The 9478-nt window shown below is 70.5% G+C and carries 8 protein-coding genes; 2 read left to right on the top strand and 6 right to left on the bottom strand.

What is annotated here, in order from left to right:
- A partial coding sequence (locus HY68_RS37945; protein ID WP_042001995.1) for a DUF6338 family protein occupies positions 1-366 on the top strand: 366 nt, incomplete at its 5' end.
- Between the two features lie 17 nt (positions 367-383).
- The gene (locus HY68_RS37940) at positions 384-587 is read left to right on the top strand and encodes a hypothetical protein (protein ID WP_042001992.1); all 204 of its coding nucleotides are present in this window, start codon (positions 384-386) and stop codon (positions 585-587) included.
- Between the two features lie 17 nt (positions 588-604).
- Here HY68_RS37940 and HY68_RS39930 read toward each other — a convergent pair whose 3' ends face one another.
- From HY68_RS39930 to HY68_RS37910, 6 genes are all read right to left on the bottom strand, one after another.
- Positions 605-3346 (bottom strand): CHAT domain-containing protein, encoded by a 2742-nt coding sequence (locus HY68_RS39930; RefSeq protein ID WP_157874589.1) that lies wholly within the window; start codon positions 3344-3346, stop codon positions 605-607.
- 82 nt (positions 3347-3428) lie between these two features.
- Positions 3429-4190, bottom strand: coding sequence for a hypothetical protein (locus HY68_RS37930; RefSeq protein ID WP_042001990.1), 762 nt, complete (start codon positions 4188-4190; stop codon positions 3429-3431).
- Entirely contained in the window at positions 4187-4879 is a 693-nt protein-coding gene (locus tag HY68_RS37925; RefSeq protein ID WP_042001987.1) for a hypothetical protein, read from the bottom strand. Before HY68_RS37925 ends, HY68_RS37930 begins: the two co-directional genes overlap by 4 nt.
- Before the next feature lie 456 nt (positions 4880-5335).
- Positions 5336-7291, bottom strand: coding sequence for a glycogen debranching N-terminal domain-containing protein (locus HY68_RS37920; RefSeq protein WP_042001984.1), 1956 nt, complete (start codon positions 7289-7291; stop codon positions 5336-5338).
- A complete protein-coding gene (locus tag HY68_RS37915) occupies positions 7288-8637 on the bottom strand; it encodes a trehalase family glycosidase (protein ID WP_042002002.1) in 1350 nt (449 codons plus the stop codon). The genes HY68_RS37920 and HY68_RS37915 overlap by 4 nt, the downstream gene beginning before the upstream one ends.
- A 23-nt stretch (positions 8638-8660) precedes the next feature.
- The gene (locus HY68_RS37910) at positions 8661-9461 is read right to left on the bottom strand and encodes a sugar phosphate isomerase/epimerase family protein (RefSeq protein WP_042001981.1); all 801 of its coding nucleotides are present in this window, start codon (positions 9459-9461) and stop codon (positions 8661-8663) included.
- Positions 9462-9478: the final 17 nt, after the last annotated feature.

The following is a 9478-nucleotide window of genomic DNA, read 5'->3' as shown; positions in this document are numbered from 1 at the left end:
GTCACCTTCTTGCAGCGGCGCAGGGTGCGCACGGTGCGCTTTCGCGCCACGCCCACCGCATGGGACCGGCTGTTCCAGGAGCGCGGCTCGTGCTTCGTGCGGTTGCGGCTGCGGGACGGGGTGTGGATCGGCGGATGGTACGGCACGCGCTCGTACGCCACGTCGTATCCGCACCCGACGGAGCTCTACCTGGAATCGGCGTGGCTGATGCGGCCGGACGGCACCTTCCACCGCAGGATCGAACAGACCGGTGGGCTCTACATACGCGCCGCCGACACCGACGTACTCGAGATCCTGCTGCCGCCCCCGGCAGCACCCGACGACGGCACCACCCGGGACGGCTCGCCCGCCCCGGACGGCAACTGAGCGGAACAGGTGAGCCAATGGGCATCAGCGACCACGACCTCACCCCGTTCGAGCGGGAGTTGCAGCTCCCCGGCGGTGTCGCGGGCCGGGGTCACACCCCGGTGGACGACGTCACCGAGCCCGCGGTGGCTCCGTCGGACCCCGCGAGCGCATCGAACGCTCCCGCGCATGAGGCCCTCTCGGCTCCGGAGCCGGTAGCCCAGTCGTCCGACGACGAGTGACCTTCGTGGGCGGCGGTTCAGGGGCCCACGTGCATCAGCGCCGCCCACACTCCTGGCAGCTTCGGGGACAACGTGTCGCGGCCCCGCCGGTTCACCTCGTGGACGACTCGTGCCACCTCGCCGCCGCTTCGCGCCGCTTCTCCGAACGTCGCGTACATCGCCTTCGCCAGGTGGAACGCACCCAAGTCGGGCACCTGCCACAGCGTCGCGATGACATGCGCGAACCCGGCGAGCTGGAAGGCGGAGGCGAGGTGGATCGCCTCGTCCAGATGGCGCGGCCCGACCACGGCCGTCTCGCAGGCGGAGAGATACGCCAGCCGCGAGCCGCGCAAATCCAACGCGGAGACGTCGGCGACCGTGAGCGGTGTGTCGAGGTGATCGTGGAGCAGCAGACCGCTGCGCGAGGGTGCGCTCGGATCGGTGACGGCGTGGCAGGCGAAGTGCGCCCACATGTGCTGCGGCAGCTCCGCCAGAACTCGGTCGCGGGTGGCGGCCGCGTCGGTCAGTACTGTTACAGCGGCGGGAGCGGCCGCCCGCGCGAGGTCCGCCTCTTCGACAGCGGACGGCAGCGTGATGGTCCCCGGCGCCGAGGGCACCGACACGACAAGGCGGCTCCCGTCCGGCACTGTGGCACCGGAGCGGGTACGGGCGGCGGCCAGGGCCCGCACGGTCGGTGTGTACGAGGAGACCGCCCGGTCCAGGAGAGCAGGTCCACCGTCGCGGTGATGGCCGGCCGCGTGCAACGGCAGTGCCGTAAGCATGCCGGTGGGGACCCACCACACACGCGGCAGATCCCGGCCGGGTGCGGCGGCGAGGTCAGCCACGGACAGTGCGGGGGCGACGAGCTCGTCCCACATCCAGCCCAGGACGTCGAATGCCGGACCCTGGGCGTCGACGCGGTGGATGGTTCCGGGCGCGAAGCAGCTCCGCAATACCCCCACCTGCCGTTCTACGTCGTCCGGTGTGATGTTCAGGGGGACCGCGCGGATGTCCCGCGCGGTGACGACGACGGCGCTGGAGCCCCGTGCCGTGGCCGTGAGGTAAATCAGTGGGCCGTCAGCGCCCTGCGCACGCAACTGCTCGGCCGTCGGGGGTCGGGCGAAGTCCTCGAATCCGGGCTGGTCGTTGATCCTCGTCAGCAGCTGTTCCCAGCGCGCCTCCTGTGCCCGCCGGGTCGTGCGCCGAACCTCCGGATCACTGTCGCATACGGGTGCCGTCAACTCCCGGCGTGCTTCTTCCAGTTCGGCCGCGAGTGCCGGGTGCGCCACACGCATCGCGGTTGCGTCGGTACGCAGGGCGAGTGTGCGGGAAAGCAGCATGCCGCGGCCGTGCTCCAGGAGGGCAGCTGCTCTGGCGGGCTCGCCCGCCATCAGGGCGCTGGTGGCCGCCGCCGCGGCGACACCCGGCCTGCGGGCGATCTGTTCCTCCTGGTCGGCGCGCGCCAACTCGTGCGAGGCAAGGCGCGGCAGCAGCCCAATGACGGTCTCGTACGCTTCGACGGCCTCCGGGGGGCGGCTCTCGGCGGTCGCGATGTCGCCCCAGACGAGCCCCGCCCGGATCCGCGTCGGCAGGTCGGCCGTCGGATGCCGTGCCGCTGAACGTGCTGCCGCCAAGGCCTGGTCGAGCAGGCCCGGCACCGGATGCGCACGGTGCTGTGCGTACAGGACCAGGGCGTGGTTGAGGCGGTGACGCGCCTGTTCGGGATCCTCGTCCGCCAGGACGAGCAGTCCCTCCCGGGCGAGATGCTCGGCCCATTCCAGACGGGGCCGATGGCTGGTGATCCGGTAGGTGCGGTGCGGCCTGCCCGCCGGCGGCCGGGGCGCAGGCCTCTGTTCGGCGGCTTCATGGCCGGCTCGGACGGCGACCGAGACATGGTGCAGGCACGACGGATACAGGGCGTCCCCCGGCGCGATCCGGTCCAGCGTGCGGCTACCGACGGCAACGGCCTCGGCCAGGTCGCCGCCCCTCCCGGTCCGCCTGCCTCTTTCCGTGAGCAGGAAACACAGCCGGATCTCGTCGGCCGTGCGTGTGTAACCACGCTCGCCCGCCGAGACGAGCCCCCGCCGCAGGCAGCCGAGGGCCTCGTCGAGATGGTGCGGGTCGCGGGTGTACTCGTAGGAGCTGAGCATCACGGAACTGAGCCGAGAGCTGCACAAAGGAAAGAGGAGGTGCCGGGGGTGGAGCAGTGCGACGGCCGCCGCGCCGCACTCGCGTGCCTCGGCCAGGTCGTCGGAGGCGCCCGTGTCGTCGTGGCGCAGTCGCAGCGCCGTACTCAACTCGGTCAGCAGCAAGGCTCGGTGGGGTGTTGGTCCGGTGGCAGTACGCACCCGGCGGCCGAGGTGGACGGCCTCGTCGAGATCGGCCCGATCGCGCAGCCGCTCGTAGCGGATACGCAATGACCTCAGCAGGTGTGCATGGTGACGTATGAGCGCCGGGGTGCCGACGCTCGCACGCACCGCAGCGCGGTAGTTGTCGATGGCCGAGTCGAGGGACGACGTGCGATCGGCCTTGAAGTAGTGCCGCAGGGCCGCGTCGCCTTCGGCCGCACGGAGCGGCCCGTCGTCCTCGATCTCGTCCTTCGTGCGGAGCCGACGGAATGACCGGACCACGCCGGAAGCACCGGCGAGGAGCATGGCGCAACTGCCCGCCGCCTCGTACCACCATGGCGGGCCACCCGCGGGGGCGTCGAAGCGGGCCAGTACCCAGGTCAGCATGCCGATGCCGAAACCGCCCAGCCGGTACCTTTCCAGAAAGGGCAAGCGCCAGTTCGCGCAGCCGAAAGCCACCATGACCACCGCGCCCAGAGCACCGAATGCCTGAGCCCACTGTGACAACGGTGCCTCACTCCACGGCCGGCGTCGGCACGCCGAGCCTGCCAGAGAGCACCACCAGCTCCTGCCGGGCGCTCTCGTATTCCGCGGAGCGACCGGTCGTACGGCGGGCCAGTGCGGCACGTAGCGCAACACTTTCAGAACCGAGTCGTATCGCCTCCCCCACCGCGTCCAGGCCTGCACAACTAGGCAGTACGGCTCTGCGGAAGGCGCGCCGGTCTCGGTAGGCGGCGGCGATTCCGGTGCCGGCGTCTTCCGTGACCAGCCACCGTCTACCCCTGACACCTGCGGCGGGCGGGTGTTCGGCGATCATGCGGGCCATGACCATGCGGACGTCGGCGGCGCTCGCGATTCGCTCCGCCGGGGTGACGTCACCGATCCCGTGCGGGTCGAAACGCTCGAGCGCGGGCCCTTCCAGCTCCCGGACGACGTGCGCGGGATCGCCGTGCGTGGGATCAGCGAGGTGCCCGGCGGCGAGGGCGATGCGTGAGTGGATCACAGCGTACCGATGGGCTCCCAGAACCGTGGCCGCCGCGATGGACTCCTGGCTCAGGACTGTCAACGCGTGGCACGCTGCGCTCACTTCGTCCCGGACCTCAGCCTGGGGGCGGGGGCCGGTCCTGAGCAAATCGACATGCCAGTGCAGGCGGTTGACCGCAAGGTGATAGGCGAGGCCGGTACGCCGCGCGTCGAAACCGTCGGCGGCGACTCGCGCCTGCCGCCAGGCGGCGAGCGCGGGCTGCAGGGAAGCTCGCACGTCCCGGCGGCTCATTCCGCACCTCGCTTCGGGTCCTTCCCCGCCTTGAATCCCACGGCGAGCCTGTGCAGTTCGGCGTGGATGGCCGCCGCCTCTGCCGTCAACCGGTCACGCTCCCCGGAGCTGTCGAACCCCGCACAGCTGGGCATCGTCGCCTGCATGAAGCGCTGCTTCTCCTTCCAATAGCCGACCGGACCCGGTCCCAGCCGCGGGCCGCTGCCGATTGGCCAAAGGTTCCGGGCACCGTGCCATGTGGCATCCGATCCGAGCAGGGAGGCCAGCAGATCCCGCGCGTCGGCCGCGCCCGCGATCCGTGTCTCCGGGGTGAGTTCCGGCCCCCGCGAGCCCAGCGTGAGCTGGTAGAGCGGCGGATGACGGTCGTCCCGCACCGCCCGTTCGATCCGCAGAAGCTGCCCTCCGGAGGGGTCCGCGAGATGCGAGGCGGCCAAGGCCATCCGGGCGTTGCGCACCGCATCGCGCGGGCTCGCTTCGATCAGCAGCCGGGCGGTCTCCCTGCCGAGGGAACCGAACGCGTAGTAGGCGGGCGCCAGTTCCGGCGTGCGGGCGAGTTTCACGTACGAGAGGAAGCTGCCCAGTCCGCGGGTGTATGAGCGGCTGGCAAGCACCAACCGGCCTGCGTCCTCGTACTCGCGCCCCTGTTCCCAGAACCGCAACGCCTTGCCCAGGTTTCTGTCGACCGACATCCGCGCGCCACCCTCCAGGGGTCCGTTCAATCCGCGCACGTGGTGCAACAGATCGATGCCCCAGAGTAACGGCGCCGGTGACGCGGCATCAACGGATTTCCCTAATCAGCATCTCGGTCACACCGCTTTCCGTCGCGTGTAACGGCCCGAAACCGGGTCACCCCCAGGGCCGGGGCCGCGACCCGCTCACGGCCCCTGCAGCCGGAATACCAGGAGCTCACCCTCAAGGCGGTCCGCGCCTCGGGCAGACCGTCTCCGGCCGTGGGGACTACCGCTTCGACCCGGATCGACGCCTGCAACACAGCCAGCACCCTTCGTGTCGGCATGAGTCACCTAGACCGACAGGTCCGCTGACGGCTCTGCCGACAATCCGTGAAGGGAAAGAGCCTTGATTCGATACCGGATCAGAGAGGCAACCGCCCTGGCCGCCGCGAGCGGCGGCGGGCGTACGGAACGTCAGGATTCCGTACGCCCGGCCGACGCCGTGAGCAGTGCGAGGGGGGTCGCCGCTGCCCACGCCTGGGGGGAGTTGGCGTGCGGGTAGGGGACGGCGCGCTGCGCCTCCTCACGTCCGTAGCCGGAGATGACCTCGGGCAGCCGATGACCATGCTGGGCCGCGACGTCGAGCAGGCCCCCGGCCACTGCCGCCGCCTCGGTGTGCAGGCCGCTGCGCGCCATCCCCAGGACGATGACCGCGTTGTCGTGCGGCCAAATGCTGCCGCGGTGGTACGACAGGGGGTGGTACGACGTCTGGCCGGCGGCCAGGGTGCGGATGCCCCAGCCGGAGAAGAAGTCGGGTTCGAGCAGTCGTCGGCCCACCGCTCGGGCGTCGTCGATATCCAGGATGCCCGACCACAGCAGATGCCCGGCGTCCGAGGCAAGCGCGTCGGCCTGCCGCCCGTCGCCGTCCAAGGCTAGCGCGGGGAAGTTCCGGGCGGACATCCAGAAGTCGTCACGGAACCGCTCGCGCAGTCGGGTCGCCGCGGACTCAAGTCGGTCGGCATACGCCGTGTCCTGCCATACCGTTCGTGCCAGAGCCGCGGTGCGGCGGAGCGCGTCGTAGGCGTAACCCTGTACTTCCGCCGCGGCGATGGCGCCGGATGCCTGGGTTCCGTCGGCGAAGCAGATGGCGCCGGCGGAGTCCTTCCAGTTCTGGTTGAGGAGGCCCTGCTCGTCGGCCTCGTAAACGAGATAGCCGGCGCCGTCGAGCCCGCCGTCGCGGAACATCCACTCCACGGCCGCGCGGGCGTGCCGCTCCAGCTGGAGGGCGAGTGCGGTGTCAGCCGTCCGGTCGACATAGGCGTGGAGCAGCACGAGAAAGAGCGGGGTGCTGTCGACGGAGCCGTAGTAACGGCCGTACGGAACCTGGCCGAAGTGGGCGAGTTCACCGTGCCGGATCTCGTGGACGATCTTCCCGGGCTCGGCGATCCGGCCGGCGTCGTACGCCGTCGCCTGCGTCGCCGCGAGCGCGAGGAGTGTGGCGTTGGCGAGTCCCGGCCGGTAGGGCAGGGCGAAGTACGAGGTCAGCAGCGAGTCGCGGCCGAACAACGTCAGGAACCACGGCACACCCGCTCCCGGCACGTACAGGGTCTCACCGTCCGGGCCGGTGGCCGGGACGCTCAGCCGGGCGAGGTCGGTGAGACCTTGGGAGCAGGCACGGGCCAGGTCCGGGTGGGCGCCAGGCGTGGTGAGCGCTTCCTCGTGGGCCAACTCCCCTGCGGCTGGGCGGTTTCGGCCGTGGCCGGCCGTGCTTCGGGTGGGTGCTCGGTCGTCCGTACGGTCGGTGCCGCCCGCCCGGGGCGCGACTGTCACGGTGAGGTCCGCGCTGCCGTGTCCGGGGAGGGTGAGTTGCCAGCTCATCAGCCTGGACGTGCCCTCGGGCGTTGGCGCCGTGATGACGGGTGCAGGCTGTGCCGTGATCACCGTTGTCGCGTGCCATGCCTCACGCCGGTAGGCAAAGGTGACGCCGTCGCGGCTGTCGGTGACCGTTCGGGTGGCTCCCGGTTTCGGGTAGGTGCGGCGGTCGGTGCGCAGCTCGAACTGGTCGGCGAAGTCCACGTCGACGTGGAGGGTGATCAGTATGTCCGTGGTGTGGGCGACGTTGCTCAGGACATGAATCTGTTCCGTCAGAACCCCTTCGCGCAGGGCCTGTTGCCGGAAGAGAGTGCAACGGGGCGGCTCATCCCTGGTGCCAGCAGGCGTCAGTACAACAGTGGTGTCCTCGTCCTGTCCTGCCGCCACCAGTGTTTGAGGTGCGGCGCCGTCGATGCTGAGCTCCCAGCGGCTCAGATGCCTGGCGTCGTGGACGAACAGGCCGTCCGGGGAGGTCCCGTGACCGCCGTGCGCGTCCCCCTGGGCATCGAGGACGGCGAATGTGCCCGCGTGCACCAGCAGCCGACCCTGTTGTGTCATCGGTCTTCCTCCATGGTGCGGCCCAGCAGATCGAGGACGACGGCCGCTGTCCAGCTGAAACTGGTCGTGCCGCGCGCCTGGCCGGTACGCGGGTCCACGTACTCGGCGAATCCCGATGCGGCGGACGAGGCGAGGACGGCCCGGGTCAGTGTGTCGGCGCTGTCGAGGGCACCGTACTGGCGCAGTCCGCGCTCGACGACCCAGTTGATGTTGAACCAGGCGGGGCCGCGCCAGTAGCGTGCCGGGTCGTAGGCCTGCCCCCGCAGGTCGTAGCTGGGGACGAGCGCGGTCGTGGAGCCGAGCCCGAAGTGCTCCCCGGCCGCGGTGCGTTGCAGCGCCTTCGCGATGTCGTCGGGCAGTCCGGGGACCAGCAGGGGCAGCAGGCCCGTCACGCTCTTCGCGTCGATCAGGCCGCCTGCCCGGACGTCGTAGCAGAGGAACAGCTCGTCCTGCGGGCTCCACAACCGGTTCACCAGGGCCGTCGTCAGCTTTTCGGCGCGCGCCCGGTGGGGGCGGGGGTCTTCGCCGAGCGTTTCGGCGATGGCCGCGAGCGCGTGTTCGGAGGCGATGAGCAGCGCGTTGAAGCCCGGGTCTTCGACCACGAACGGGTGAGGTGTTCCGGCGTCCCGGTAGCCGTTGTTCCGGTAGGTCGCCGCGAGGCGGACGTAGCGCCCGTAGTCCAGGTCTGTCGGCCGGTCCGCCGCATCCGAGTGGACGAGGTCGGCGCGACGGAACGAGGAGGCGGGAGCCGGCTCGACGCGGGACAACGGACCGTCCCAGCAAGGGCTGTTGTCCATGCCGGGCTCCCACGGGTGGATCACCGACACCAGACCGTGCCGCCCGATGTCCCGGTTCTCCATGAGGTAGGCGTGCCACGCTGTCAGCTTGGGGTAGATCCGGCGCAGGAAGTTCCGGCGGCGTGAGGCGTCCGGGTCGGCCTCGTGGACGAGCCGGGCGGCCAGGGCGTGGACCGGCGGTTGCACGATGCCCGAGGTCTCGACCCCGCGCGGCGCCCCCGCTTCGGCACCTGCCGTGGACGAGCGCCAGAAGTCCGGGCTCGGGAAGTACGAGTCGAGCGGGACCGAGGGGTTGAAGACGATGTGCGGGACGCGACCGTCGTGCCACTGCGCGCCCAGCAGTGTCTCCAGCTCCAACTGGGCTCTGCGCGGGGAGAGATGGCGTAGCCCGATCGCGATGAAGGCGGAGTCCCAGCTCCACTGGTGCGGGTAGAGCGTGGCCGAGGGGACGGTGGAGGTGCCTGTCCAGTTGGTGAACAGGACACGGGCCGCCTCGTTGCGCAACGTGCGCAGTTCGGCACCGGTGAGTGGATGTGCGGGGGTTGTCATGAGTGTGCCGGAGAGAGTCGTCGTCACGCGCCGGACCTGTGGAGGAAGGCGGGGATGGAGCGGACGGCCTCGACGGGGTCGCCGGTGAGCCTGCATTCGGCGGCGAGGTAGCCGTCGTAGCCGACGGCGTGCAGAGCGCCGAGCCAGGCCGGCCAGTCGAGGTGCCCGGCGCCGGGCTGGAACCGGTTGGAGTCGCTGACCTGCGCGTGTCCGATGTAGGGCGCGGCGGCGATGATCGCGGCAGCCGGATCGCTCTCCTCGATGTTCATGTGATAGCTGTCGATGCCGATCTTCACCGAGTCGAGGCCGACGGCACGGATCAACTCGGCCGCCTGCTCCAGCCGGTTGACCATGTGGTCCTCGTACCGGTTGAGCGGTTCGAGGAACAGGGACACGCCCTCGCGCCGTGCGTGCTCACCGAGTTCGGTGAGTCCCTCCAGCAGCACCGTGCGCTCCTCCTCGGCGCCGCGCGGCGGCTGGAACGGCGGCAGACGCGTGGAGAACATCCCGTAGGACGCGGGTGTCTGGGCACCGAGCCCGCCCAGCTCGGCGATCACGGTGAGCTGGGACTTCATCTGGACGATCGCGTCGCGGCGCAGGTCCGCGTCGAAGGCACCGAAGAAGTGGAGCATGTCCACGCAGACGGTCGGCATGACCACACCGTCGGCGAGGGCCTGGCGCAGCTCGGGCAGCCGGCTCTCGAAGTGGAGGTCGCCTCGGGCGCGCAGTTCGATGGCGTCGAACCCGGCGGCCGTCGCGAACTCCCACTTCTCCTGGAGGGTGTCCCCGGGCAGCAACTGCTCCTGGCAAGCGGTCTTGAGCATCAGAGATCAGGGCCTTT

Source organism: Streptomyces sp. AcH 505 (genome assembly GCF_000818175.1).
Lineage (GTDB): Bacteria > Actinomycetota > Actinomycetes > Streptomycetales > Streptomycetaceae > Streptomyces.
The sequence above is the reverse complement of the archived record's forward strand: the minus strand, read 5'-3'. Positions and strand labels throughout refer to the sequence as shown.